Source organism: Streptomyces sp. NPDC049813, from assembly GCF_044465085.1.
Classification (GTDB): domain Bacteria; phylum Actinomycetota; class Actinomycetes; order Streptomycetales; family Streptomycetaceae; genus Streptomyces.
The window spans coordinates 39,834-64,730 of the sequence record NZ_JBITLI010000024.1 but is presented as its reverse complement, the minus strand read 5'-3'; the positions used below and the strand labels follow the sequence as shown (position 1 = coordinate 64,730).

At 73.2% G+C, this 24,897-nt stretch carries 21 protein-coding genes; 18 read left to right on the top strand and 3 right to left on the bottom strand.

The genetic code is table 11. The annotated features are described in order from the left end of the window. Window positions 1-103 precede the first annotated feature (103 nt). The 8 genes from ACIBW6_RS33640 to ACIBW6_RS33605 all read left to right on the top strand — a co-directional run bounded on the left by ACIBW6_RS33640 (window position 104) and on the right by ACIBW6_RS33605 (window position 9,972). Window positions 104-2,044 carry an acyl-CoA dehydrogenase family protein gene (locus ACIBW6_RS33640; RefSeq protein WP_399066493.1) on the top strand — a complete coding sequence of 647 codons (1,941 nt, stop codon included), beginning with the start codon at window positions 104-106 and terminating at the stop codon, window positions 2,042-2,044. Between the two features lie 75 nt (window positions 2,045-2,119). Beyond that, window positions 2,120-2,485 carry a hypothetical protein gene (locus ACIBW6_RS33635; RefSeq protein WP_399066491.1) on the top strand — a complete coding sequence of 122 codons (366 nt, stop codon included), beginning with the start codon at window positions 2,120-2,122 and terminating at the stop codon, window positions 2,483-2,485. A gap of 68 nt (window positions 2,486-2,553) precedes the next feature. Next, entirely contained in the window at window positions 2,554-3,825 is a 1,272-nt protein-coding gene (gene dxr / locus ACIBW6_RS33630; RefSeq protein ID WP_399066488.1) for a 1-deoxy-D-xylulose-5-phosphate reductoisomerase, read from the top strand. A gap of 8 nt (window positions 3,826-3,833) precedes the next feature. Next, window positions 3,834-5,123: a M50 family metallopeptidase gene (locus ACIBW6_RS33625; RefSeq protein ID WP_399066531.1), complete on the top strand. Its 1,290-nt coding sequence runs from the start codon at window positions 3,834-3,836 to the stop codon at window positions 5,121-5,123. 155 nt (window positions 5,124-5,278) lie between these two features. Then, window positions 5,279-6,436 (top strand): flavodoxin-dependent (E)-4-hydroxy-3-methylbut-2-enyl-diphosphate synthase, encoded by a 1,158-nt coding sequence (gene ispG / locus ACIBW6_RS33620; RefSeq protein WP_399066486.1) that lies wholly within the window; start codon window positions 5,279-5,281, stop codon window positions 6,434-6,436. Between the two features lie 301 nt (window positions 6,437-6,737). Then, complete coding sequence (locus ACIBW6_RS33615) at window positions 6,738-7,586, top strand: GNAT family N-acetyltransferase (RefSeq protein WP_399066484.1); 849 nt, start codon at window positions 6,738-6,740, stop codon at window positions 7,584-7,586. 52 nt (window positions 7,587-7,638) lie between these two features. Further along, entirely contained in the window at window positions 7,639-8,193 is a 555-nt protein-coding gene (locus ACIBW6_RS33610; protein ID WP_399066482.1) for a GNAT family N-acetyltransferase, read from the top strand. A gap of 78 nt (window positions 8,194-8,271) precedes the next feature. Further along, window positions 8,272-9,972 carry a proline--tRNA ligase gene (locus ACIBW6_RS33605; RefSeq protein ID WP_399066481.1) on the top strand — a complete coding sequence of 567 codons (1,701 nt, stop codon included), beginning with the start codon at window positions 8,272-8,274 and terminating at the stop codon, window positions 9,970-9,972. Between the two features lie 73 nt (window positions 9,973-10,045). On the opposite strand, the gene ACIBW6_RS33600 is transcribed toward ACIBW6_RS33605, so the two are convergent. From ACIBW6_RS33600 to ACIBW6_RS33590, 3 genes are read right to left on the bottom strand one after another with little or no spacing between them, the layout of a single operon-like run. Next, on the bottom strand, window positions 10,046-10,948 hold the full coding sequence (locus ACIBW6_RS33600) for an aminoglycoside phosphotransferase family protein (RefSeq protein ID WP_399066479.1): 903 nt from the start codon (window positions 10,946-10,948) through the stop codon (window positions 10,046-10,048). Between the two features lie 51 nt (window positions 10,949-10,999). Continuing rightward, the gene (locus ACIBW6_RS33595) at window positions 11,000-11,500 is read right to left on the bottom strand and encodes a ferritin-like domain-containing protein (RefSeq protein WP_399066477.1); all 501 of its coding nucleotides are present in this window, start codon (window positions 11,498-11,500) and stop codon (window positions 11,000-11,002) included. Next, complete coding sequence (locus ACIBW6_RS33590) at window positions 11,488-11,991, bottom strand: hypothetical protein (RefSeq protein ID WP_399066475.1); 504 nt, start codon at window positions 11,989-11,991, stop codon at window positions 11,488-11,490. Before ACIBW6_RS33590 ends, ACIBW6_RS33595 begins: the two co-directional genes overlap by 13 nt. Before the next feature lie 186 nt (window positions 11,992-12,177). Between ACIBW6_RS33590 and rimP the strand changes: the two genes are divergently transcribed. The 10 genes from rimP (at window position 12,178) to ACIBW6_RS33540 (ending at window position 24,525) form a co-directional block, all read left to right on the top strand. Next, window positions 12,178-12,687 (top strand): ribosome maturation factor RimP, encoded by a 510-nt coding sequence (gene rimP, locus ACIBW6_RS33585; RefSeq protein WP_399066473.1) that lies wholly within the window; start codon window positions 12,178-12,180, stop codon window positions 12,685-12,687. 2 nt (window positions 12,688-12,689) lie between these two features. Beyond that, window positions 12,690-13,754, top strand: coding sequence for a transcription termination factor NusA (nusA, locus tag ACIBW6_RS33580; protein WP_399066472.1), 1,065 nt, complete (start codon window positions 12,690-12,692; stop codon window positions 13,752-13,754). A 103-nt stretch (window positions 13,755-13,857) separates the two neighbouring features. Continuing rightward, window positions 13,858-14,136, top strand: coding sequence for a YlxR family protein (locus ACIBW6_RS33575; protein WP_399066470.1), 279 nt, complete (start codon window positions 13,858-13,860; stop codon window positions 14,134-14,136). A 146-nt stretch (window positions 14,137-14,282) separates the two neighbouring features. Next, a complete protein-coding gene (infB, locus tag ACIBW6_RS33570) occupies window positions 14,283-17,387 on the top strand; it encodes a translation initiation factor IF-2 (protein WP_399066468.1) in 3,105 nt (1,034 codons plus the stop codon). A 155-nt stretch (window positions 17,388-17,542) separates the two neighbouring features. Further along, a complete protein-coding gene (locus ACIBW6_RS33565) occupies window positions 17,543-17,836 on the top strand; it encodes a DUF503 domain-containing protein (RefSeq protein WP_037626190.1) in 294 nt (97 codons plus the stop codon). A 36-nt stretch (window positions 17,837-17,872) separates the two neighbouring features. Continuing rightward, window positions 17,873-18,352: a 30S ribosome-binding factor RbfA gene (rbfA, locus tag ACIBW6_RS33560; protein WP_399066466.1), complete on the top strand. Its 480-nt coding sequence runs from the start codon at window positions 17,873-17,875 to the stop codon at window positions 18,350-18,352. 2 nt (window positions 18,353-18,354) lie between these two features. Further along, window positions 18,355-19,260: a tRNA pseudouridine(55) synthase TruB gene (gene truB, locus ACIBW6_RS33555; protein WP_399066464.1), complete on the top strand. Its 906-nt coding sequence runs from the start codon at window positions 18,355-18,357 to the stop codon at window positions 19,258-19,260. A gap of 258 nt (window positions 19,261-19,518) precedes the next feature. Next, window positions 19,519-22,854, top strand: coding sequence for a serine protease (locus ACIBW6_RS33550; RefSeq protein WP_399066462.1), 3,336 nt, complete (start codon window positions 19,519-19,521; stop codon window positions 22,852-22,854). A gap of 139 nt (window positions 22,855-22,993) precedes the next feature. Continuing rightward, on the top strand, window positions 22,994-23,944 hold the full coding sequence (locus ACIBW6_RS33545) for a bifunctional riboflavin kinase/FAD synthetase (RefSeq protein WP_399066460.1): 951 nt from the start codon (window positions 22,994-22,996) through the stop codon (window positions 23,942-23,944). Between the two features lie 92 nt (window positions 23,945-24,036). After that, window positions 24,037-24,525, top strand: a complete 489-nt coding sequence (locus tag ACIBW6_RS33540; protein WP_399066458.1) for a carboxymuconolactone decarboxylase family protein — start codon at window positions 24,037-24,039, stop codon at window positions 24,523-24,525. Window positions 24,526-24,897 lie beyond the last annotated feature (372 nt).

The window sequence follows — 24,897 nt, the reverse complement described above, 5'->3', positions numbered from 1 at the left end:
CGCGAGGACTGGCCGGGGCGGCCCGGATCGGGTACATACGATCGAGTAGCACCAGCCGGTAACGGGCCGGTCCGGTGCACCGACGCGCGGCGAGGTGAACCTCATGTCCGCAACACCCAAGCCCCGGGCCAAGGTCTCCGAACGGGAGGCCCGGCAGGTCGCCGAGGCCGCCCGCGAACAGGACTGGCGCAAGCCCAGCTTCGCCAAGGAGCTGTTCCTCGGCCGGTTCCGGCTCGACCTCATCCACCCGCACCCGGTGCCCCCCGACGAGGACGCCCGGCGCGGCGAGGCCTTCCTCGCCCGGCTGCGCGACTTCTGCGACACGAAGATCGACTCGGCCCGCATCGAGCGCGAGGCACGGATCCCCGACGAGACCGTCAACGGGCTCAGGGAACTCGGCGCGTTCGGAATGAAGATCGACACGAAGTACGGCGGCCTCGGCCTCACGCAGGTCTACTACAACAAGGCGCTCGCCCTGGTCGGCTCGGCCAGCCCCGCCATCGGCGCGCTGCTCTCCGCCCATCAGTCGATCGGCGTACCGCAGCCGCTGAAGATGTTCGGCACCCAGGAGCAGAAGGACGCGTTCCTGCCGCGCTGCGCCCGCACCGACATCAGCGCGTTCCTGCTCACCGAACCCGACGTGGGCTCCGACCCCGCGCGCCTGGCCACGACGGCCGTCCCGGACGGCGACGACTACGTCCTCGACGGGGTGAAGCTGTGGACGACGAACGGGGTCGTCGCGGACCTCCTCGTCGTGATGGCGCGGGTGCCGCGGTCCGAGGGGCACAAGGGCGGCATCACCGCGTTCGTCGTCGAGGCCGCCGCCGACGGCATCACCGTCGAGCACCGCAACGCCTTCATGGGCCTGCGCGGCCTGGAGAACGGCCTCACCCGCTTCCACCAGGTCCGCGTCCCCGCGGCGAACCGGATCGGCCCGGAGGGCGCGGGGCTCAAGATCGCCCTCACCACCCTCAACACCGGCCGCCTCTCGCTGCCCGCGATGTGCGTCGGCGCCGGCAAATGGTGCCTGAAGATCGCCCGCGAGTGGTCCGCGGCGCGCGAGCAGTGGGGCAAGCCGGTCGCGTTCCACGAGGCGGTCGGCGCGAAGATCTCCTTCCTCGCGGCGACCACCTTCGCACTGGAGGCCGTCCTCGACCTCTCCTCGCAGATGGCCGACGAGGACCGCAACGACATCCGCATCGAGGCCGCCCTCGCCAAGCTGTACGGCTCCGAGATGGCCTGCCTGATGGCCGACGAACTGGTCCAGATCCGCGGCGGCCGCGGCTTCGAGACCGCCGACTCCCTCGCGGCCCGCGGCGAGCGCGCCGTCCCCGCCGAACAGGTCCTGCGCGACCTGCGCATCAACCGCATCTTCGAGGGCTCGACCGAGATCATGCACCTGCTGATCGCCCGCGAGGCCGTCGACGCCCACCTGTCCGTGGCCGGCGCCCTCATCGACCCCGACACCTCCCTCGCCGACAAGGCGAAGGCGGGCGCGAAAGCCGGCGGCTTCTACGCCAGGTGGCTGCCGAAGCTCGTCGCGGGACCGGGCCAACTCCCGCGCTCCTACGCCGAGTTCCACCCGGCGGGCCACCCCGACCTCTCCGGCCACCTGCGCTACGTGGAACGCGCGGCCCGCAAACTGGCGCGCACCACCTTCTACGCCATGTCCCGCTGGCAGGGCCGCATGGAGACCAAACAGGGCTTCCTCGGCCGCATCGTCGACATCGGCGCCGAACTCTTCGCCATGAGCGCCGCCTGCGTCCGCGCCGAGCTCCTGCGCACCACCGAGGAGCACGGCCGCGAGGCCTACCAGCTCGCCGACGTCTTCTGCCGCCAGGCCCGCATCCGCGCCGACGAACTCTTCGCACGCCTGTGGACCAACACCGACGACGTCGACCGCACGGTCGTCAAGGGCGTCCTCGGCGGCACCTACACCTGGCTGGAGCAGGGCATCGTCGACCCCAGCGGCGAGGGCCCCTGGATCGCCGACGCCACGCACGGCCCGAGCAAGCGCGACGACGTCCACCGCCCGATCCGCTGACCACCCCGCCCCACCCGGCGGGCGGACCGGCCGGTACGCTCCGGCGGATCTGCTGCACGAGACACCGGGGGCCGCATGCGCGACGAGACGAAGTACCGCGACGAGCTGGAGCGCCGCTTCCTGGCGGAGACCCGGCGGATGCGCGGGCGCGGCCTGTTCCTGCTGTCCGCCGGCGGCCTCCTGTGGCTCTACGTCGTGCTGCGGCTCGTCCTGCCCTGGTCCGTCCTCGGCGCCGACCCGGGGTGCGGCGCCCCGCTCTTCGAACGGCTCGAACTCGGTTACCGGGACGGCGTCCGCAACCCCTGCGCGGTGATCCCCTGGCCCACTCTCCTGGCCGTCCTCGCGGTCTCCGTGCCGGTGCTCGTCACCGGCGCGGCCCTGTACGTACGGGGTCTGGTCAGCGCCAACCTCGGCCACTACGTGCGCGGGATGACCCGCTGAGGCCGCGGACCGCCCCCGTACGGGGTAGCCCCGTCCGGCTCACAGCGAAGCCAGGCAACAATAGGGGGATGACCGACAGCCCATCGCCGCTCGCCGACCCGCACCTCGTCTTCGACCCCGCTCCCGGCGACGCCCCCAGGGACATCGCCGTGCTGGGCTCGACGGGCTCGATCGGCACGCAGGCCATCGACCTCGTGCTGCGCAACCCGGACCGCTTCCGCGTCACCGCCCTCAGCGCCGCGGGCGGCCGGGTGGCCCTCCTCGCCGAGCAGGCGCACCGGCTGCGCGTGCGCACCGTCGCCGTCGCCCGCGAGGACGTCGTGCCCGCGCTGCGCGAGGCACTGGCCGCGCGGTACGGGCCGGGGGAGCCGCTGCCGGAGCTTCTCGCGGGGCCCGACGCCGCCACCGAGATCGCCGGGCGCGGCGACTGCCACACCGTGCTCAACGGCATCACCGGCTCGATCGGCCTGGCGCCCACGCTCGCCGCGCTCGGCGCGGGCCGCACCCTCGCCCTCGCCAACAAGGAGTCGCTGATCGTCGGCGGCCCCCTGGTGAAGGCGCTCGCGAAGCCCGGGCAGATCATCCCGGTCGACTCCGAGCACGCCGCGCTCTTCCAGGCACTCGCCGCCGGCACCCGCGCCGACGTGCGCAAGCTCGTCGTCACCGCCTCCGGCGGCCCGTTCCGCGGCCGCACCAAGGCGGACCTCGCGCACGTCACCGTCGAGGACGCGCTCGCCCACCCGACCTGGGCGATGGGCCCGGTCATCACGGTCAACTCCGCGACCCTGGTCAACAAGGGCCTGGAGGTCATCGAGGCGCACCTGCTGTACGACATCCCCTTCGACCGCATCGAGGTCGTCGTGCACCCCCAGTCCTACGTGCACTCCATGGTCGAGTACGTCGACGGCTCCTCGATCCTCCAGGCGACGCCGCCCGACATGCGCGGCCCGATCGCGATCGGCCTCGGCTGGCCGGAGCGGATCCCGGACGCGGCCCCCGCGTTCGACTGGACGCAGGCCGCGAGCTGGGAGTTCTTCCCCCTGGACACCGAGGCGTTCCCCGCGGTGGGTCTGGCCCGGCACGTCGGGGAACTCGCGGGCACGGCCCCGGCGGTGTTCAATGCCGCCAACGAGGAGTGCGTGGACGCCTTCCTGAAGGGCGCCCTGCCGTTCAACGGGATCATGGAGACCGTCACCCGGGTCGTCGAGGAACACGGCGTGCCGGCGGTGCCGGGAACTTCCCTGACCGTCGCGGACGTCCTCGAAGCGGAGACCTGGGCACGCGCCCGGGCCCGTGAACTGACCGATCGGGACGAAGCAGCCGCGGAGGCTCGTGCATGACGACCTTGATGATGATCCTCGGCGTAGTCGTCTTCGTGGTGGGCCTGCTCATCTCCATCGCCTGGCACGAACTGGGCCACCTGTCGACCGCGAAGCTCTTCGGCATCCGCGTCCCGCAGTACATGGTCGGTTTCGGCCCGACCCTCTTCTCGCGGAAGAAGGGCGACACCGAGTACGGCGTCAAGGCGATCCCGCTCGGCGGGTACATCCGCATGATCGGGATGTTCCCGCCCGGCGCGGACGGCCGCATCGAGTCCCGCTCGACCTCGCCGTTCCGCTCCATGGTGGAGGACGCCCGCGCCGCCGCCTACGAGGAGCTCCAGCCCGGCGACGAGACCCGCCTCTTCTACACGCGCAAGCCCTGGAAGCGCGTCATCGTGATGTTCGCGGGCCCCTTCATGAACCTGATCCTCGCGGTCGGCCTCTTCTTCACGGTCCTCATGGGCTTCGGCATCACCCAGCAGACGAACGTGGTCGAGTCCGTCTCGAAGTGCGTCATCCAGGCCAGCGCGGAGCGCGACACCTGCAAGGCCTCCGACCCGCAGTCGCCGGCCGCGGCCGCGGGCCTGCGCGCCAAGGACAAGATCGTCTCGTTCGACGGGATCACCACGGACAAGTGGAACGTGCTGTCCGACAAGATCCGCGAGAGCGCGGGCCGGACCGTCCCGATCGTCGTCGAGCGCGACGGACAGCGCCGGACGCTGCACGCGCACATCGCCACCAACCAGGTCGCGAAGAAGGACTCCGGCGGCCAGATCACCGACGGGTACGTCAAGGCCGGCTTCCTCGGCTTCACCGCCGCCACCGGCGTCGTCCACCAGGACTTCGGCGACTCCGTGACGTGGATGGGCGACCGGGTCGGCGACGCCGTCGACTCCATCGTCGCCCTCCCGGCGAAGATCCCGGCCCTGTGGGACGCGGCCTTCGGCGACGGCCCCCGCGATCAGGACTCCCCGATGGGCGTGGTCGGCGCGGCCCGGGTCGGCGGCGACATCGCGGCGCTCGACATCCCGGCCACCCAGAAGCTGGCGATGTCGCTGATGCTGGTCGCCGGCTTCAACCTCTCGCTCTTCCTCTTCAACATGCTGCCGCTGCTCCCGCTCGACGGCGGCCACATCGCGGGCGCCCTGTGGGAGGCGCTGCGGCGCAATCTCGCCCGGGTGTTCCGGCGCCCCGACCCGGGCCCCTTCGATGTCGCGAAGCTCATGCCGGTCGCGTACGTGGTGGCGGGAATCTTCGTCTGCTTCACGCTCCTGGTGCTGATCGCCGACGTCGTCAACCCGGTGAGAATCTCCTGATCACCCCTGGTTCACCGCGGCCGGACACCCTGGGTGTCCGGCCGCCCACCTTCGGGTGGATTGACCGGCGCGATGTGCTCGGCCGCGCGCCGGTGACGTAATCTCGAAAGCCTCTGGACTCGGTCCTCGATCCACACCTTGGGGTTGCACAGCAGATGACTGCGATTTCACTCGGCATGCCGGATGTACCGCTCAAGCTCGCCGAGCGGCGCAAGAGCCGGCAGATCCAGGTCGGCACGGTGGCCGTCGGCGGCGACGCGCCGGTCTCGGTGCAGTCGATGACGACGACGCGGACGTCCGACATCGGTGCCACGCTCCAGCAGATCGCCGAGCTGACCGCGTCCGGCTGCCAGATCGTCCGTGTGGCCTGCCCCACGCAGGACGACGCCGACGCGCTGCCCGTCATCGCCAAGAAGTCGCAGATCCCGGTGATCGCCGACATCCACTTCCAGCCCAAGTACGTCTTCGCCGCCATCGAGGCGGGCTGCGCCGCGGTCCGGGTCAACCCGGGCAACATCAAGCAGTTCGACGATAAGGTCAAGGAGATCGCCAAGGCCGCCCGGGACCACGGCACCCCGATCCGCATCGGGGTGAACGCGGGCTCGCTCGACCGGCGCCTGCTCCAGAAGTACGGCAAGGCGACCCCCGAGGCGCTCGCCGAGTCCGCGCTGTGGGAGGCGTCCCTCTTCGAGGAGCACGACTTCCGCGACATCAAGATCTCGGTCAAGCACAACGACCCGGTCGTGATGGTCAACGCCTACCGGCTGCTCGCCGAGAAGTGCGACTACCCGCTGCACCTCGGTGTCACCGAGGCCGGTCCCGCCTTCCAGGGCACGATCAAGTCCGCGGTCGCCTTCGGCGCGCTGCTCTCCGAGGGCATCGGCGACACGATCCGCGTCTCGCTCTCGGCACCGCCGGTCGAGGAGATCAAGGTCGGCAACCAGATCCTGGAGTCGCTCGGGCTGCGCCCGCGCCGCCTGGAGATCGTCTCCTGCCCCTCCTGCGGCCGCGCCCAGGTCGACGTCTACAAGCTCGCCGAGGAGGTCACCGCCGGCCTCGACGGCATGGAGGTGCCGCTCCGCGTCGCCGTCATGGGCTGCGTCGTGAACGGCCCGGGGGAGGCCCGCGAGGCCGACCTCGGTGTCGCCTCCGGCAACGGCAAGGGGCAGATCTTCGTCAAGGGCGAGGTCATCAAGACCGTGCCCGAGTCGAAGATCGTGGAGACGCTCATCGAGGAGGCGCTGAAGATCGCCGAGCAGATGGAGAAGGACGGCGTCGCCTCCGGCGAGCCGTCGGTGGCCGTCGCAGGCTGAACCGGTCCCCTCCCGGCCGGTCCGTTCGGCTCACCGCCGTCGTGGCTGGTCGCGCAGTTCCCCGCGCCCCTGAGATGCGCACTGCGTGCGCCATCTCAGCGGCCCATGGGGCTGCGGCGAAGCCGCATGCTCCAGGGGCGCGGGGAACTGCGCGAGAAGCCCCACCGGCGCGTCAGCCGAAGAACTGCATGAAAGGGTCGCGGGCAGTCGCGCGAGCAGCCCCGCAGAGGCCGAGGCGGCACAAAGCACCGGCAGGTACAGTGCGGAGACCAGCCCCCACCAGGCGAAGGCCCACCCGCACGTGTTGACTCAGACCACCACCCGGGTCCTCGAACCGAGCGACCTCGACGCCGCGCTCGCCGTGCTCGACCGCGAGCCGGTCGCCAATGCCTTCGTGACGGCCCGCGTCCGCGTCGCGGGCCTGGACCCCTGGCGCCTCGGCGGCGAGATGTGGGGCTGGTACGAGGACGGCATGCTGGCCTCCCTCTGCTACGCGGGCGCCAACCTCGTCCCGATCTGCGCGACGGACCGCGCGATCCGCGGCTTCGCCGACCGGGCCCGCCGGGCCGGCCGCCGCTGCTCCTCGATCGTCGGGCCCGCCGGACCCACCGCCCAGCTGTGGCGCCTCCTGGAGGCGAGCTGGGGCCCGGCCCGCGACGTCCGGCCCCACCAGCCGCTGATGGTGACCGACCGGATGTCCGCCGACGTCCCCCCGGACCCGTACGTGCGCCGCATCCGCAAGGACGAGATGGACGCGATCATGCCGGCGTGCGTGGCGATGTTCACCGAAGAGGTCGGCGTCTCCCCGCTGGCCGGCGACGGCGGCCTGCTCTACCAGGCGCGCGTCGCCGAACTGGTCGGCTCCGGCCGCTCCTTCGCCCGCCTCGACGAGCACGGCAAGGTCGTCTTCAAGGCGGAGATCGGCGCCGCGACCGACCAGGCCTGCCAGATCCAGGGCGTCTGGGTCGCCCCCGAGTACCGCGGCCGCGGCCTCGCCGCCCCCGGCATGGCCGCCGTGCTGCGCTACGCCCTCGCCGACGTCGCCCCCGTCGTCAGCCTCTACGTCAACGACTTCAACACCCCGGCCCGCGCCGCGTACCGCCGCGTGGGCTTCGAAGAGGTCGGCGCCTTCATGAGCGTGCTCTTCTAGCCCACCCGGCCCCCCATACGTAGCCCCCGCCCCCCGGGGTACCCTCCGGGCTATGCCGCACCGGAACCGGACGGACGACGCCGTCACCATCGGGCCCCTCGATCTGCACGCCCGGGTCGACGAAGCCCTCGCCGTCCAGGCGCACGCCTTCGGCCTGAGCGACGAGGAGGTCGCCGTCCGCCGCCAGATCGTGCTGCGCCACATGACGTACACGGGCGCCCGCGCCCTCGGCGCGACCACGGACTCCGGCCGCCTCGTCGGCTTCGTCTACGGCATGCCCAACGACCGCACCCACTGGTGGTCCACGGTCGTCGAGCCGTACCTGCGCGCCCGCGGCCACGACCACTGGCTCGACGACTCCTTCGTCATCACCGAGCTGCACGTCCACCCCGGCTACCAGAACAGGGGCATCGGCCGGACCCTCATCACCACGATCACCGACGGCGCCGCACAGCCCCGCTCGATCCTCTCCGCGATCGACTTCGACAGCCCGGCCCGGGGCCTGTACCACTCGCTGGGCTACGACGACCTCTCCCGCCAGGTCCTGTTCCCCAGCGCCCCGAAGCCGTACGCCGTCATGGGCGCGCCCCTGCCGCTGCGGCGCTGACCCGGACCGATTTCCGGCCGCGCCGACCGCCCGGCTAACCTCCTGGGCACAACCCTTTCGTCGCAGGAGTCAAGAATCATGGCCAAGGTCCAGGTCCAGCGCATGTCCCGCTTGATGGTGAAGACCCTGCGCGACGACCCGGCGGACGCCGAGGTGCTCAGCCACAAACTGCTGGTCCGCGCCGGTTTCGTGCGTCGCACCGCGGCCGGTGTCTGGTCCTGGCTGCCGCTCGGCCGCAGGGTGTACGCCAACGTCGAGCGCGTCGTCCGCGAGGAGATGGACGCCATCGGCGCCCAGGAGGTCCTGCTCCCCGCACTGCTGCCCAAGGAGCCCTACGAGGCGACCGGCCGCTGGGAGGAGTACGGCGCCGAGCTGTTCCGCCTCAACGACCGCAAGGGCGGCGACTACCTCCTCGGCCCGACCCACGAGGAGATCTTCACCCAGCTGGTCAAGGACCAGTGCACGTCCTACAAGGACCTGCCGGTGATCCTCTACCAGATCCAGACGAAGTACCGCGACGAGGCCCGCCCGCGCGCCGGCATCCTGCGCGGCCGCGAGTTCCAGATGAAGGACTCCTACTCCTTCGACCTGACCGACGAGGGCCTCGCCGAGTCCTACGCCCTGCACCGCGCCGCCTACCAGCGCGTCTTCGAGCGCCTCGGCCTCGACTACCGCATCTGCGCCGCCACCGCGGGCGCCATGGGCGGCTCCAAGTCCGAGGAGTTCCTCGCCCCGGCCGGCGCGGGCGAGGACACCTTCGCCGACTGCCCGCAGTGCGACTACGCCGCCAACACCGAGGCGGTCACCTTCGCCCTGAAGCCGGTGGACGCGGCCGGCGCCCCCGCGCTCGAGGAGATCCCCACGCCCGACACCCCGACCATCGAGACGCTCGCCGCGCACCTCGACGTCCCGGCGTCGGCCACCCTGAAGAACCTCCTCGTCAAGGTCGACGGCGAGATCGTCGCCGTCGGCGTCCCCGGCGACCGCGAGGTCGACATGGACAAGGTCGAGGCGCACTTCTCCCCGGCCGCCGTCGAGCTGGTCACGGCCGAGGACTTCGAGGGCCGCGACGACCTGGTGCGCGGCTACGTCGGCCCGCAGGGCCTGGAGAAGGTCACCTACCTCGCCGACCCGCGCGTCGCCCCCGGCACCGCCTGGATCACCGGCGCCAACAAGCCGGGCGTCCACGCGAAGAACGTCGTCGCGGGCCGCGACTTCGAGGTCTCCGAGTACGTCGACGTCGTCGTGGTGCAGGAGGGCGACCCCTGCCCCAACTGCGGTACGGGCCTGAAGCTGGACCGCGCCATCGAGATCGGCCACATCTTCCAGCTCGGCCGCAAGTACGCCGACGCCTTCCAGCTCGACGTGCTCGGCCAGAACGGCAAGCCGGTCCGCGTCACCATGGGCTCGTACGGCATCGGTGTCTCGCGCGCCGTCGCCGCCCTCGCCGAGCAGCACGCCGACGACAAGGGCCTCATCTGGCCCGAGGAGATCGCCCCGGCCGACGTGCACGTGGTCGCCGCCGGCAAGGCCCTCCAGACGGAGCTGGCCCTGGACGTCTCGGAGCAGCTGGCCGCGGCCGGCGTCCGCGTCCTGGTCGACGACCGCCCCGGCATCTCCCCGGGCGTGAAGTTCACCGACTCCGAGCTGATCGGCGTGCCGAAGATCCTCGTCGCGGGCCGCCGCAGCGCCGACGGCGTCGTGGAGCTGAAGGACCGCCGCACCGGCGAGCGCGAGGAGCTGACGGTCGCGGAGGCCGTCGCCCGCCTCACCGCCTGAGCGCCCCACCGCACACGGCAGCGCCCCGGATGTCCGCATCCGGGGCGCTGCCGTGTGCGCTGGGGCGAGGGGCTCAGAGCCAGCCCGCGAACTCCAGCAGGTTCTCGCCGTCCCGCTCCCGGCCCACCCGCAGGGCCCGCACCCCCGACTCGACGGCCCGGAACAGCGTCCAGCCCCGCAGCCGCTCCTGGTCCACGTCGAGCGACTCGGCCAGCCGCTTCACGCGGCGCCGGGTGATGGCGGGGCCCGACGGCGAGCCGATCAGGTCCTCGACGCGGTCGCGCACGAGCCGGGCCAGGTCGAACGCGCACTCGCCGACGACCGGGTCAGGACCGACCGCGAGCCACGGCATCCGCTCCCCGGAGACCACCTTGGACTGACGGAACGTGCCGTGCAGCAGCCGCGGCTCCGGCGGCGCCGCCGCCAGCTCGTCCCGGGCGCCGACCGCCGCGTCGACCAGCGGGGCGACCTCGGGGAAGGCCGCCACGGACGCCCGCATCGCCGTGGCCTGGCGGCCCGTGCGCTCCGGCACGGTCTCGCAGTTGCGCCCGGCCGGCGGCTCCGTCCACAGCCGCCGCAGCGTGCCCGCCGCTTCCAGGAGCGCCTTCGCCTCCGGCAGCGTGCGGACCGAGACCTCCGGGTGCAGCCGCTCCAGGAGCATCGCCCCGTCGTTGATCCCGGGATCGAGGAGGCGGACCGCCCCGAAACCGTCCCAGTGCGTCAGCGCCGCCCGCTCCGCCTCGGGACGGAACCGCTCGGGCGCCAGCTTCAGCACCGCGGGCGCCCCGTCGGCCGTACGGACATGGGCGACCAGGCTGCTGCGCCCGCCGGGCACCTGCACCCGCTCGACGGTGACCTCGCGCCGGGCCGCGGCCTCGTCGAGCAGGACGCCGAGCCGGTCCAGCCACGAGGTCGCCCCCTCGTCGCGCACCTCGCCGAGAGCGTTCACCAGCCGCTGCGGCGGTTCGAGAGCCATGCGCGAGAGATTCCCTTCCGAGCGGGCGCGGTCGCCGGAGCCGGCGACCGCTTACGTACGCGGGGACGCCGAGGCGGGCGCGGAGGGCACCGCGGCCCGTTCGGCGAGCCCAGGGAAGGCTACGCTCCCGCCGCGCCAGCGCACCGCACGGACCGCCGCCTCCCGCAGCGCGTCCGCCGCGTCCCGGCGCCGTGCGCCGCCCGCCGCCCGCACCAGGTCCGCGTAGACGCCGGCGACCTTGTCCTCGATGTCCGCGGCGAGCCGGGCCGCCCCGGCCGCGTCCGGCACCGGGAACGGCAGCGCGTACGCCCCGGCCGACTCCTCCGGGGTGCCGCCCAGGTCGCGCACGGTGCGCCGGAGCCCGTCGCGGCGGGAGCGGTGCGCGTCGTAGGCCGCCCTCGCCTCCGCGCGCCGGCTCTGCCCGATCCGGCCGCCGACCACCCCGTACCCGTACACCGCCGCGTGCTCGGCGCGCAGGGCCGCCTGCACCGAGGCCAGCAGTCCGCTCTCGTCCATCCCGTCCATCCCGTCTATCCCGGTCATCCCGGCCATCCCTCCGTCAGCAGGTACGCGTGCGCGGCCCCGGCGGCCGCCACCGACGCGAGCAGCCGGGCGTGCTCGGCGGGGGTGCCGGGGTCGGCGAGGGCCGCGGTGCGCCGGTCCGACAGCGCCCGCTCGGCCGCCGCCAGCGCCGTGCGCACGTCCGCCTCGGCGACCGGCGGCGTGGTCGGCGACGGGGTGAGCGCCGACGGCCGCCTGGCCCCGCCGAACGCCGACACGTGCCGCTCCACCTCCGCGCGCAGCGGGCCGAGCCGGTCCGCGAGCGCGGGGCGCGCGGCGAGCGCCGCGTCGTACTGGCCGAGCAGATCGGCGCTCTCCCGGGCCGCGCGCGCCCTCAGCCGCTTCTCCAGCGCGAGCGAGGGGGCGCCCCCGGTGCCTTCGTCGCCGCCGTCCGAGCACCCGGTCAGCAGCGCGGCCCCGGCCAGCGAGGCGAGCATCGTTCTACGGCGTGGCCCTGGGCGGGCCTGGGAGGTGAGGGGCACGGGCGGTCGTCCTCGGCAGGCTGGGGGCGGTGTCGGCACGACCGGGGCGGCACGGCCGGTGATCACCGTACCGTCGCCCCGCGCCCCGTGGACCGCAACACCCCCCTGGACCGGATACCCTTTGACCTGACGCGCAGAGGAACGCCGACACACCACAACAGCACACGCGGCCGAGGAGTCACCCGGATGAGCACGACCCAGAACGAGAGGCTGCGGGAACTACTGGAACCGCTCGTGGGCTCCCAGGGGCTCGACCTCGAAGAGATCGAGATCGCCTCGGTAGGACGGAAGCGGGTGCTGCGCGTCGTCGTGGACTCCGACACGGGAGCCGACCTCGACCAGGTCGCCGATGTGAGCCGCGCGCTCTCGGCGAAGCTCGACGAGACGGACGCGATGGGCGACGGCGAGTACGAGCTGGAGGTCGGGACGCCGGGCGCCGAGCGCGCCCTCACCGAGCACCGGCACTACGTCCGGGCGACGGACCGCCTCGTGAAGTTCCAGCTGACCGACGAGTCCGAGCTGGTGGCGCGCATCCTGACGGTCGACGACGACGGCCTCGACCTGGAGGTGCCGGGCGTGAAGGGCCGCAAGGCCACCGCCCGCAGGCTCGGCTTCGCGGACATCGCCAAGGCGCGGGTCCAGGTCGAGTTCAACCGCAAGAACAAGAACGACGTATCGGAAGCAGAGGAGGCGTAGCCGTGGACATCGACATGAGTGCCCTGCGGGGGCTGGTCAGGGAGAAGGAGATCTCCTTCGACCTGTTGGTCGAGGCGATCGAGTCGGCCCTCCTCATCGCCTACCACCGCACCGAAGGAAGTTTCCGCCGCGCCCGCGTGAAGCTGGACCGCGAGAGCGGCCATGTGACGGTGTGGGCGACGGAGGACCCGGCGGACCTCGAAGAGGGCCAGGAGGCCAAGGAGTTCGACGACACCCCCTCGGACTTCGGCCGCATCGCCGCCACCACCGCCAAGCAGGTCATCCTGCAGCGGCTGCGCGACGCGCAGGACGACGCGACGCTCGGCGAGTACGCGGGCCGCGAGGGCGACATCGTCATGGGCGTCGTCCAGCAGGGCCGCGACCCGAAGAACGTGCTGGTCGACATCGGCAAGCTGGAGGCGATCCTGCCGGTGCAGGAGCAGGTGCCGGGCGAGGTCTACCAGCACGGCATGCGCCTGCGCTCGTACGTCGTCCGGGTGGCGAAGGGCGTGCGCGGTCCGTCCGTGACCCTCTCGCGCACGCACCCCAGCCTGGTGAAGAAGCTCTTCGCCCTGGAGGTGCCGGAGATCGCCGACGGCAGCGTCGAGATCTCGGCCATCGCCCGCGAGGCCGGCCACCGCACGAAGATCGCCGTGCGCTCGACGCGCAGCGGGCTCAACGCCAAGGGTGCCTGCATCGGCCCGATGGGCGGCCGCGTGCGCAACGTGATGGGCGAGCTGAACGGCGAGAAGATCGACATCGTCGACTGGTCGGACGACCCGGCGGAGATGGTGGCGAACGCGCTCTCCCCGGCCCGGGTCTCCAAGGTCGAGATCGTCGACCTCGGCGCCCGCTCGGCCCGGGTGACGGTCCCCGACTACCAGCTCTCCCTCGCCATCGGCAAGGAAGGGCAGAACGCGCGGCTCGCGGCCCGGCTCACCGGCTGGCGCATCGACATCCGCCCCGACACCGAGCAGGCCGCCCCCGAGGGCGACAGCCGGGATGGTCGGGACCGGGACGGTCGGGACGGCGGCCGCGACGGCCGGGACCGTCGCGGCGGGGAATAAATCCGGGCGCTGTGCGCTTGGATCACGACAGAATGTGACAAGAAACAGCCGTTCGATTTATGCCCCGAAGGGGTGAGGTCGATACGGGGAGGTAGACTTAATCGTGTCTGGCCGGACGCACGCCCGCGCATGCCCTGAGCGAACCTGTGTGGGATGCCGGGAGCGAGCGGCCAAGAGCGATCTGCTGCGGATCGTGGTGACCGAGGGCCGATGCGTCCCCGATGATCGCGGTACGCTGCCCGGCCGGGGTGCCTACGTGCACCCCGCCCTGGTCTGTCTCGACCTGGCGGTCCGCCGCCGGGCGTTCCAGCGGGCGTACAAGGCCCCTGGACCGTTCGACACGGAGGCGCTGCGCCACCGGATCGAGCAGGCGACACCGTAAGAAGCGCCGCACGGAACCCCTGTGCGGCCCTGGTACCCCGCGAGTTGGAAGTAGGTCGAGATTGCGATGAGCACTCGATGAGCACGCGATGAGTACGCCCATGAAGTAGCGACGGTCCGGCGTAACCCGGACCTAAAAGGAGCGAAGTGGCTAAGGTCCGGGTATACGAGCTCGCCAAGGAGTTCGGCGTAGAGAGCAAGGTCGTCATGGCCAAGCTCCAAGAACTCGGTGAGTTCGTACGTTCGGCGTCCTCGACGATCGAGGCGCCGGTAGTACGCAAACTGACAGACGCCCTCCAGCAGGGCAACGGCGGCAAGCCCGCCAAGAAGGCCGCGCCCGCGAAGCCCGCGGCGCCGCGTCCCACCCCCTCTCCCGCGCAGGCCGCCAAGCCTGCCGCGCCGCGCCCGCCGGCCCCGAAGCCGGCCGCCGCCGAGCAGGCTCCGGCCGCGCCGGCCGCCCCCGCGTCGGCCCCGGGCCCGCGCCCCGGCCCGAAGCCGGCTCCCAAGCCCGCTTCGCCGGCGCCCGCCGCGCCCGAGTTCACGGCGCCCCCCGCGGCTCCCGCCGCCCCGGCCGCCTCGTCGGCCCCGGCGGCCGGCAGCCCGCGTCCGGGTGCCCGTCCCGGTGCCCCCAAGCCCGGTGGCCGTCCGGCCCCCGCGCAGGGTGGCCAGGGCCGCGACAGCCGTGGTGGCGACCGCGACAACCGCGGTGACCGCGGTGACCGTCAGGGCGCCCCGCGCCAGGGCGGCCAGGGTGGCGCCCCCCGTCCCGGCGGTGCCCGTCCCGCGGGTCCGCGTCCGGGCAACAACCCCTTCACCTCTGGTGGCTCCACCGGCATGGCGCGCCCGCAGGCGCCCCGTCCGGGCGGCGCCCCGCGTCCCGGCGGCCAGGGTGCCCCCGGCGGCCCCCGTCCCCAGGGCGGCGGCCAGGGTGGTCCTCGTCCGCAGGGTCAGGGCGGCGCCCGTCCGACCCCGGGCGGCATGCCTCGCCCGCAGGGCGGCGCGGCCGGTCCGCGTCCCGGCGGCGCCCCCGGTGGTAACCGTCCGAACCCGGGCATGATGCCGCAGCGTCCCGCCGCGGGCCCGCGTCCCGGTGGTGGCCCCGGCGGTGGCCGTGGTCCCGGCGGCGGCGGTCGTCCGGGTGGCGGCGGCGGTCGTCCCGGTGGCGGCGGCTTCGCCGGCCGTCCCGGCGGCGGTGGCGGTGGCGGCTTCGCCGGCCGTCCCGGTGGTCCCGGTGGCGGTGGCGGCGGTTTCGCCGGTCGTCCCGGTGGCGGCGGTGGCCGTCCCGGCTTCGGTGGCCGTCCCGGTGGTCCGGGTGGCCGCGGTGGCACACAGGGCGCGTTCGGCCGTCCCGGCGGGCCCGCCCGTCGTGGCCGCAAGTCGAAGCGGCAGAGGCGCCAGGAGTACGAGGCCATGCAGGCCCCGTCGGTCGGCGGCGTCATGCTGCCTCGCGGCAACGGACAGACCGTCCGCCTGTCGCGCGGTGCCTCGCTCACCGACTTCGCCGAGAAGATCAACGCCAACCCGGCGTCGCTCGTCGGCGTGATGATGAACCTCGGCGAGATGGTCACGGCCACGCAGTCCGTCTCCGACGAGACGCTGAAGCTCCTCGCGGACGAGATGAACTTCGTCCTGGAGATCGTCAGCCCCGAGGAGGAGGACCGCGAGCTGCTGGAGTCCTTCGACATCGAGTTCGGCGAGGACGAGGGCGGCGAGGAGATGCTCGTCTCCCGTCCGCCGGTCGTCACCGTCATGGGTCACGTCGACCACGGTAAGACCCGCCTGCTCGACACCATCCGCAAGACGAACGTCATCGCGGGTGAGGCCGGCGGCATCACGCAGCACATCGGTGCGTACCAGGTCACGACCGAGGTGAACGAGGAAGATCGCAAGATCACCTTCATCGACACCCCGGGTCACGAGGCCTTCACCGCCATGCGTGCCCGTGGTGCGAAGTCGACCGACATCGCGATCCTCGTGGTCGCGGCCAACGACGGCGTCATGCCGCAGACGGTCGAGGCGCTCAACCACGCCAAGGCCGCCGAGGTCCCGATCGTCGTCGCGGTCAACAAGATCGACGTCGAGGGTGCCGACCCGACCAAGGTGCGCGGTCAGCTGACCGAGTACGGCCTGGTGGCCGAGGAGTACGGCGGCGACACCATGTTCGTCGACATCTCCGCCAAGCAGGGTCTCAACATCGACTCCCTGCTCGAGGCCGTGGTCCTGACCGCGGACGCCTCGCTCGACCTGCGGGCCAACCCGGAGCAGGACGCGCAGGGCATCGCGATCGAGTCGCACCTCGACAAGGGCCGCGGTGCCGTCTCGACGGTCCTGGTCCAGCGCGGCACGCTGCGCATCGGCGACACGATGGTGGTCGGCGACGCGTACGGCCGAGTCCGCGCGATGCTCGACGACAACGGGAACAACGTCGAGGAAGCGGGTCCCTCGACCCCCGTCCTCGTGCTCGGTCTCACCAACGTCCCGGGTGCCGGCGACAACTTCCTGGTGGTGGACGAGGACCGTACGGCCCGTCAGATCGCCGAGAAGCGCGCCGCCCGCGAGCGCAACGCCAACTTCGCGCGCCGCGGCGTCCGGTTCTCCCTGGAGAACCTGGACGAGGCCCTCAAGGCCGGTCTGGTGCAGGAGCTCAACCTCATCATCAAGGGCGACGCGTCCGGTTCGGTGGAGGCCCTCGAGTCCTCGCTGCTCCAGCTCGACGTCGGCGACGAGGTCGACATCCGCGTCCTGCACCGCGGTGTGGGTGCGGTCACCGAGTCCGACATCAACCTGGCGACCGGCTCCGACGCCATCGTCATCGGCTTCAACGTCCGGGCAGCCGGCCGTGCGCAGCAGATGGCGGAGCGCGAGGGCGTCGACGTCCGGTACTACTCGGTGATCTACCAGGCCATCGAGGAGATCGAGGCGGCCCTCAAGGGCATGCTCAAGCCGGAGTACGAAGAGGTCGAGCTCGGCACGGCGGAGATCCGCGAGGTCTTCAAGTCGTCCAAGCTGGGCAACATCGCCGGTGTGCTCGTCCGGTCCGGCGAGGTCAAGCGCAACACCAAGGCGCGCCTGCTGCGCGATGGCAAGGTCATCGCGGAGAGCCTCAACATCTCCGGCCTGCGTCGCTTCAAGGACGACGTCACCGAGATCCGCGAAGGGTTCGAGGGCGGTATCAACCTCGGCAACTTCAACGACATCAAGGTCGACGACGTCATCGCGACGTACGAGATGCGCGAGAAGCCGCGCGCCTGATCCCACGCGGATCATCCACGCGGCAAGCGGTTCGGGGCCGGTCGGCGGAGCTTATTTCCGTCGATCGGCCCCGGCCGTTGCGTGTACGGTCTTCGTATCGGCGTCACGTCAGTCACGACCGTACGAACCCGCACCGGCGGGACATCCGGACACACATGTATGTGGGGACTCTGTCCTTCGATCTGCTCCTCGGCGACGTGCACTCGCTGAAGGAGAAACGCTCTCTGGTCCGTCCGATCGTGGCCGAACTCCAGCGCAAATACGCGGTGAGTGCGGCGGAGACGGGGAACCAGGACCTCCACCGGCGGGCCGAGATCGGGCTCGCGGTGGTCTCCGGGGACACGGGACACCTCTCCGACGTGCTGGACCGCTGTGAGCGGCTGGTCGCCGGACGGCCCGAGGTGGAACTGCTCTCGGTTCGACGCAGGCTCCACAGCGACGAAGACTGAAGCAACAAGCGAGACAGTTACTAAGGAGACGGACCAGTGGCCGACAACGCGCGCGCCAAGAGGCTGGCGGACCTCATCCGAGAGGTGGTGGCCAAGAAGCTGCAGCGCGGGATCAAGGACCCGCGGCTCGGCACCCACGTCACCATCACGGACACCCGCGTCACGGGTGACCTGCGGGAAGCGACCGTCTTCTACACGGTGTACGGGGACGACGAGCAGCGCGCCGAGGCGGCTGCCGGACTGGAGAGCGCCAAGGGTGTCCTGCGCTCCGCGGTCGGCGCGGCGGCCGGGGTGAAGTTCACGCCGACCCTGACCTTCGTCGCGGACGCCCTGCCGGACAACGCCAAGACGATCGAGGACCTCCTCGACCGGGCGCGGCAGTCCGACGAGAAGGTGCGCGAGACGTCCGCGGGCGCCACGTTCGCCGGCGGCGCCGACCCGTACCGCAAGTCGGAGGACGCGACCGACGCCGCGGCCTCCGACGACGGCGAGGACGAGACGGACGGCGACGCCTGAGCATGTCCGACCGCACCCCACCGCCCGACGGCCTTGTCATCGTCGACAAGCCGTCGGGCTTCACTTCGCACGACGTCGTGGCCAAGATGCGCGGGATCGCCAGGACCCGCCGCGTCGGCCACGCGGGCACCCTCGACCCGATGGCGACGGGGGTGCTCGTGCTCGGCGTCGAGCGCGCCACCAAGCTCCTCGGCCACCTCGCGCTGACCGAGAAGGAGTACCTGGGCACCATCCGCCTGGGCCAGAACACCCTGACCGACGACGCGGAGGGCGAGATCACCTCGTCCACCGACGCCTCCGGGGTCCGGCGCGAGGCGATCGACGCGGGCATCGCCGAGCTGACCGGCGCCATCATGCAGGTGCCGTCGAAGGTCAGCGCCATCAAGATCAAGGGCGTCCGCAGCTACAAGCGGGCCCGGGACGGCGAGGACTTCGAGATCCCGGCGCGGCCGGTCACGGTCTCGTCGTTCATGGTCCACGACATCCGGGACGCGGTCGCCGAGGACGGCACCCCCGTACTCGACCTGGTCGTCTCCGTGGTCTGCTCTTCCGGCACCTACATCCGGGCGCTCGCCCGCGACCTCGGCGCGGGCCTCGGTGTCGGCGGGCACCTCACCGCGCTGCGCCGCACCCGTGTCGGGCCCTACAAGCTCGATGCGGCGCGCACGCTCGACCAGCACCAGGAGGAGCTGTCCGTGCTGCCGGTCGCCGAGGCCGCGGCCGCCGCGTTCCCCCGCTGGGACGTGGACGAGCGCCGCGGGAAGCTGCTGCTGAACGGCGTACGGATCGACATGCCCGAGGAGTACGCGGGCCGGGGGCCGGTCGGCGTCTTCGACGCGGCGGGCCGGTTCCTCGCGCTCGTCGAGGAGTCGAAGGGCAAGGCCAAGAGCCTCGCCGTGTTCGCCTGAGGAGCAGAGTCGCCTTCGTGGAGCGGCGGTCGCCCGGACACCGGGTGGCCGCCGCTCCACGCTCCCCCTGTTCCCCCTTTGTTCCCCCTTTCAAGGGTCTATCCGCGCGGCCGTTTCGTTCACCCCTTCGGGCAGGCGCTCGGAGTGATATGGGGGAGCGGAAGGGGGCGCGTTCGCTCCGCGTCCTGTCCGGCTGATCACCGCGCGCCTACCGTCGGACATACGGGGCGTAACGGAGAGCGGCGGGAGGGGCGCGGCATGGTGGATCCGCCTCTGGTACGGATCTGTGATCTCGCCGGGCGGCCGCGCGGGACGGGGTTCGTCGCGGACGACCGCGGCACCGTCGTCACCAGCCACGAGGCGGTGGACGGACTCGGACGCGTGGTGCTGCACGGGCCGGGCGGGGCGACCTGCCTGGTGGGGCCCGATGCGGTGGTCGAACTGCCCGGGATCGACCTCGCGCTGGTGCGCACCGACGGCCTGGGCGCACCGCCGCTGCCCGTCGGGGCGGGCCCCGGCCGGAAGCCGGGCACGTATCTGCGGATCGCCGCCGGCGGGTGGCGCGAGGCCCGCGTGCTCGGGCACGTCGACGTGACGTACACCGCGACCGACCGCTTCCACCTGCTGGCGGGCGCGATGGAGCTGGCGGTCGGCACGGCCGGGGCCGACGCGCTGCGGCTGGGCGGCCAGGCCGCGGGCGGGCCCGTCCTGGATGCCGGGACCGGTGCCGTCGTCGCGGTCCTCGCCACCGCCCTGCACGCCGGACGCGAGGCCGCCGGATTCGCCGTGCCGCTGCGCGCGGCGGCACGCGCCGAGCCCCGGCTCGCCGCGCTGCTGGCCCGCAACGACGCCACCGTGCCCGCGTACGGCCCCGATCTGAACCTGGCCGCCGTGCTCCAGCTGGCTGCCGTCTCGGTCGGCAGCGACGGGCCGGGCCCGGCCGGTGTCCGTCCCGTCGAACGGCCCGGCCTCGTCCGGGAGCTGACCGCGTTCACCTGCGGTGACGCGTCCGTGTGCGCCCTGGTCGGGGAGCCGGGCAGCGGCCGCACGACAGAACTGGCGGCGTTCGCCGCGCGGCGGGCCGGGGGCGAGGGGGCCGCGCCGACGCTCTGGCTGCGCGGCGCCGACCTGCGCGGCACCGACACCTCGGTGACCGATGCCGCGGGGCGGGCTCTGGAGCGGGCCGGGCGGATCGTCGCGGCGTCCCGGTCCGCCCGCACGGACGCCCTCGGGGACCTCTCGCCGCAGCGGGTCGCCGCCGTCGCCCGGGCCGCGGGAGCCCCGCTCGTGCTGGTCCTGGACGGGCCCGAGGAGATGCGGCCGGTCCTCGCCCACCGGCTCGCCGCGTGGTCGCGGGAGACCGAGCGGGCCCTGGCCGCGTCCGGGACGCAACTCGTCGTGGCGTGCCGGCCCGAGTACTGGGAGCAGGCCGGGGCGCTCTTCGGCGGCGCGGCACTGCACGGGCGGCCGGGACGGCTGCCCGCCTGTGTGCGGGTGGGGGAGCTGACGGCGGAGCAGGCGCGCACGGCACGCGAGCGGTTCGGCCTGCCCGAGGACGCGCTCGCCGCGGCCGACGCGCGGCATCCGCTCGCGCTGCGGCTGCTGAGCGAGGTGCGCGCGGCGCTGCCCGCGGGCGCGGACGGCGCACCCGGCCGCGACGAGGTGTTCGCCGCCGCGCTCGACCTGATGTGCCTGCGGGTCGCGGTCCGGCTCGCGGCGCCCGGCGGGGTGCGCGGCAGCGGCGTGCGGCGGCTCGCGGCCCGGATCTCGGGACAGCTCCACGAGGCGGCGCGGCGCTCCCTGGGGCCCGGGCAGGGGGAGCTGGACCGCGAGACGTTCGAGGAGCTGTTCCCGTGGGGGCCGCGCGCCGGGGTCAGCGGATGGGCCTCGGCGGTGCTCGCGGAGGGCGTGCTGGTGCCCGCGGGGGCCGGGTACCGGTTCGCGCACGAGGAGATGGCCGACTGGATCCAGGGCACGCACCTGGACCTCGACGGGGCGCTGGACGCGCTGGTGTTCCGGCGGCGCGGCGGCTCCGTACCCGTGCCGCGCCACCGGGCCGGGCCCGTGGTGCGGGCCCTGCTGGCGGTGGAGCGGCAGGCGGGCCCGGCCGGACTCGCCGCGCGGCTGCGGGCGTTGTGCTGCTGGTTCGCGTCGCCCGCGCAGACGCGGACCCTGGGCGAGGCGGGCTGGTGGTCGGCGCATCTGGTCAGCGAAGTGCTGCTCCGCGTCCATGACCTCCGCCCCTACCGCGGGCTCCTGGAGGAGCTCGCCGACCGCGGGGCCTTCGGGCCCTGGTTCTGGACGGCGCTCCCGGTGGACGACGACACCCGCTTCGCGCTGCTGCGCCGCCTCGTCGTGCACGACGCGCCGCGGCCCGGCGGCCGCTACCTCGACGCCGTCGCCGCGGCCCTGGCCGCCGGGCCGGGCCCCGCGTACCGGCGCCTGACCCGGTGGTTCGACGACGAGCGGCCGCTGCCCGCGCTGCCCGACGCCACCGTGGCCACCGCCGCGCAGGCGCTGCTCCACACCCACCGGGGCCGGGCCGTCGACGACCTCGTGGAGGCGCTGGTCGACTGCGCCCACCCGCGGGCCGACGAGCTGCTGGCCGACCTCGCCGACGAGGAGCCGTCCGCGCTGTGCCGGGCCGTCGACCGGTGGGCCCGCGACGAGCGGCCCGCGCGGCACGTGGCGGCCGGCGCCTACGGGCCCCGGGTGGCCGCCCGGGTGACGGCCGAGACCGACCGGGCGCTGCTGCGGGACGCCGCGCTCGCCCTGCTGGCCCGCCCCGCGGAGTGCACGCCGCACGGCGCCGCGCTCGCCCTGCTCGTCCAGGACCCGCAGTCGCGCGCCGGCTACCTGGGACCGGCCCTGCGCCGGTTCGCCGCCCACGACCCGCAGCTGCCCGCGGCGGCGCTCGTCCCGGCCCTCGCCACGCACCCGGAGGCGGTGTTCGCGGCGTTCCGCACCCGGCTCGGCGACCCGGGGCCCGGCCTGGGGGAGCTGTTGCGCACCCTCGCCGACCTCACGCCGCCCGCGCTGGCCGGGCGGGCCGGCGCGCTCGTGGGCGAGCTGGCCCGCACCGCCCCGGAGGCCGCCGCAGGTCCCCTCGCGGCCTTCGTCGACCGGCGCCTGGAGCAGGGGCCCGCCGCGCACGCCCTCCTGTTCCCGCTCGTCACCGAGCTGCTGCGGTCCGGGTCCCCGGCCGTGCGCACCGCGCTCGCCGCCGTCCTCGCCACGCCCGGCACGGCCGGCTCGCGCGAGCCGCGGGCCCAGCTGCTCGACGTGCTGCTCGGCCAGGAGCGGGAGCCGGCCGTCCTGGACGCGGTGCTGGGCGCGGCGGCCTGGAGCACGGTGCGGCGCGGACAGCCCCGCACGCGCGAGCTGGTGCACCGTACGGGCACGCTGCTCGTCCGCACCCCGGAGGGCGCCGCGCGCTTCGACCGGAGCCTGGTGGAGCTGGCGCGGACGGTGCCGGGGTTCGCCGCGCCGGTGGCCCGCTGGCTCGCGGCGGCGCCCCAGGAGTGGGCCGCCCTGGTCGGGCCGAGCGCCCGCCGCATGATCGGGAACCTGGCGGGTCACCGGGTGCCCGCCTGAGCCCGCCCGATGAGGGAGGCGGACGGTCGGCATGGCACTCTTAGAGCTGCGTCGTCGGCGCCCGGAACGAGAGATCGTCGGGGCCGCCGGGACCGCAGGGACGGATTCGTCGTACACAGGTTTGCGAGGAGCAATCACCGTGCAGCGCTGGCGTGGCTTGGAGGACATCCCCCAGGACTGGGGGCGCAGCGTCGTCACCATCGGCTCCTACGACGGGGTGCACCGCGGGCACCAGTTGATCATCGGGCGGGCCGTGGAGCGGGCGCGCGAGCTGGGGCTGCCGGCCGTCGTCGTCACCTTCGACCCGCACCCGAGCGAGGTCGTGCGCCCCGGCTCGCACCCGCCGCTGCTCGCCCCGCACCACCGGCGCGCCGAGCTGATGGCCGACCTCGGTGTCGACGCCGTGCTGATCCTGCCCTTCACCACCGAGTTCTCGAAGCTGTCGCCCGCGGAGTTCGTGGCGAAGGTGCTCGTCGACAAGTTGCACGCGCGCGTCGTCGTGGAGGGCCCCAACTTCCGCTTCGGGCACAAGGCCGCGGGTGACGTGGCCTTCCTCGCCGAGCAGGGCGGCACCTTCGACTTCGGTGTCGAGGTCGTGGACCTGTACGTGAGCGGCGCCGCCGGCGGCGGGCAGCCCTTCTCCTCCACGCTGACCCGGCGCCTGGTCGCCGAGGGCGACGTGGCGGGCGCCCGGGAGATCCTGGGCCGGCCGCACCGCGTCGAGGGCGTCGTGGTGCGCGGCGCGCAGCGCGGGCGCGAGCTGGGCTTCCCCACCGCGAACGTGGAGACGCTGCCGCACACCGCGATCCCCGCGGACGGCGTCTACGCCGGGTGGCTGCACGTGAACGACGAGGCGATGCCGGCGGCGATCTCGGTCGGCACCAACCCGCAGTTCGACGGCACGGAGCGGACCGTCGAGGCGTACGCCATCGACCGGGTGGGGCTCGACCTGTATGGGCTGCACGTGGCCGTGGACTTCCTGGCCTTCGTGCGGGGCATGGCGAAGTTCGAGTCCCTGGACGAGCTCGTCGAGGCCATCGCGAACGACGTGAAGCGCTCGCGCGAGCTGGTCGAGGAGTACCAGGCGTAGGTGTCCCACGTCACACCCGGGCATGTCACAATCGGGCCCGCTCGCTCCGTCTCGTTGGTGGAAGCACATCACCACGGCACAGGGAGCACGTCATGGAAGCTCGGCTGAACATGTTCGGCAGCAAGACCGCCATGGGGTTCGTCAAGCGCCTCGTCGCGGCGAACCTGTCGGTCGCGGACTCCGGCCTGCCGGCCGCGACGCAGGAGTTGGTGAAGATCCGGGCCAGCCAGATCAACGGCTGTTCGGGCTGCCTGGACATGCACACCAAGGAGGCCGCCGCCGCGGGGGAGACCGCGCTGCGGCTCACCATGGTCGCGGCCTGGCGGGACGCCACGGTCTTCACGGAGGCCGAGCGCGCCGCCCTGGAACTCACGGAGCAGGGCACGCGGCTGGCGGACGCGGCGGGTGGCGTCACGGACGAGGCGTGGGCGGCTGCGGCCAAGCACTATGACGAGGAGCAGCTTGCCGCGCTGGTCTGTCTGATCGCCTCCATCAACACGTTCAACCGGTTGAACGTGATGACGCGGCAGCCGGGTGGGGGGTATGTGGCCGGGCAGGCGGCGGCGCTCATGAAGGACTGAGCCTGCGCTCCGCCCGGCGCGGGGTCGGGCGGGGCCGGGGTTGTTCGCCGCTGGGGTGACCGAGCAGTCGCGGGTGCACGCCACGTCGTGGTTGCGGCGCAGTTCCCCGCGCTTCCCTCGGTCGGCAGCGGCGGAGTGGTTCCGCGTCGTCCGCCCGCCCGCCGTTGGGGTGACTGAGTGATCGCGGGTGCACGCCTCGTCGTGGTTGCTCGCGCAGTTCCCCGCGCCCCTGGAAGCGGCGGCTTCGCCGCGCTTTCCCCGGTCGGCAGCGGCGAAGTGGTTCCGCGTCGTCCGCCCGCCCGCCGTTGGGGTGACTGAGTGATCGCGGGTGCACGCCTCGTCGTGGTTGCTCGCGCAGTTCCCCGCGCCCCG